This is a genomic window from Pseudomonas sp. FSL R10-0399, from assembly GCF_009600165.1.
Lineage (GTDB): Bacteria > Pseudomonadota > Gammaproteobacteria > Pseudomonadales > Pseudomonadaceae > Aquipseudomonas > Aquipseudomonas helleri.
This window is the reverse complement of record NZ_WIWK01000249.1, coordinates 1-1,293: the sequence shown is the minus strand read 5'-3', so window position 1 is coordinate 1,293 and position 1,293 is coordinate 1. Positions and strand designations below refer to the sequence as shown.

Genomic DNA, 1,293 nt, shown 5'->3' with positions numbered 1-1,293 from the left:
GTGCTTCGCGCTGGCTCGGCCCTCTGGCTGGCCTCGCGGCTGGCGGCCTGCTGGCCTCCATGTTCATGGGTGGCGGCTTCCAGGGTATGCAGTTCTTCGACATCCTGATCATGGCGGTCATCGCCTTTGTGATCTTCCGCTTCATTGCCGCGCGTCGACGCAAGCAACAAGCTGACATGGCCCCTGCTGGCCATGCGCCGATGCAACGCGAAGTGTTCGAGCAAAAGCCAGCCTTGAATTCGATCTTCGGCGGTTCTGCTGCTCCTGCCGCAGCCCGTCCGGTGATCAACGCACCGGCCTGGTTCAACGAACAGAGCTTCCTGGAAGCTGCGCGTAACCATTTCCAATCCCTGCAACAGCACTGGGATGCCAACGAAATGGACAAAATCGCCGAGTTCGTGACCCCGCAAATGCTTGAGTTCCTCAAGCGCGAGCGTGCTGAGCTGGGTGACGGCTTCCAGTCGACCTACATCGACGATCTGCAAGTTCAACTTGAAGGTGTAGATGATCGCGCCGACAAGACGATCGCCACCCTGACCTTCAGCGGCATCTCGAAAAACTCGCGTTTCGACCAAGGCGAAGCGTTCAGCGAAAGCTGGAACATGGAACGCCCACAAGGCGAGAACCAGCCTTGGCTGGTTGCCGGTATCCGCCAGAACGGCTGATCCCTCAGGCATTACATGCTGTAACCAAAGCCCCGGACTTGTCCGGGGCTTTGCATTTCACGATTGCACTTATAACGAGCTACTGTATAAAGCCCGTCATATAAACCGCGCCATACAGAGCATGAGGATTGAGGTCGTGGAAGAAATTATCGAACAATTACGTGAAGCCAACGAACCGGTACCAGTTCCTCTGGAACTGCCTGACGAGGACCTGCTGGTCGAAATCGAAGAACAATTGTTCATCGATATTCCTTTTGTCTTCCGGGAGTTTTTGCTGACCGTCAGCGACGTTGTCTACGGCAGCCTGGAGCCGGTCACCGTGACCGACCCTCAGTCCCACACCTACTTGCCGGATGTGGCGGCGAACGCCTGGGATGCCGGCGTTGATCGCAGCCTGATCCCCATCTGCCAGGACGGTGACGACTTCTACTGCGTCGAAGAAGACGGCACCGTGGTGCTGTGGTCCGCTGAAGAAGAGCTGGTCACCGAAGAAACCTGGGAGTCGGTTTGGCACTGGGCCCGCGACGTCTGGCTGGAAAGCTGATAAACGCCCTGTAGGAGCCAACTGTCTTTCGCTTTGCCCGACAAACGCACATATCAGGGTGGCAGGCGCTAAGTTTGCCTTCCG

The 1,293-nt window shown here is 57.3% G+C and carries 2 protein-coding genes; both read left to right on the top strand.

What is annotated here, in order from left to right; all coding sequences use genetic code 11:
* A partial coding sequence (locus GHO41_RS29240) for a Tim44 domain-containing protein (protein WP_153435341.1) occupies positions 1-665 on the top strand: 665 nt, incomplete at its 5' end.
* Positions 666-801: 136 nt separating this feature from the next.
* On the top strand, positions 802-1,209 hold the full coding sequence (locus GHO41_RS29235) for an SMI1/KNR4 family protein (protein ID WP_048373723.1): 408 nt from the start codon (positions 802-804) through the stop codon (positions 1,207-1,209).
* Positions 1,210-1,293 lie beyond the last annotated feature (84 nt).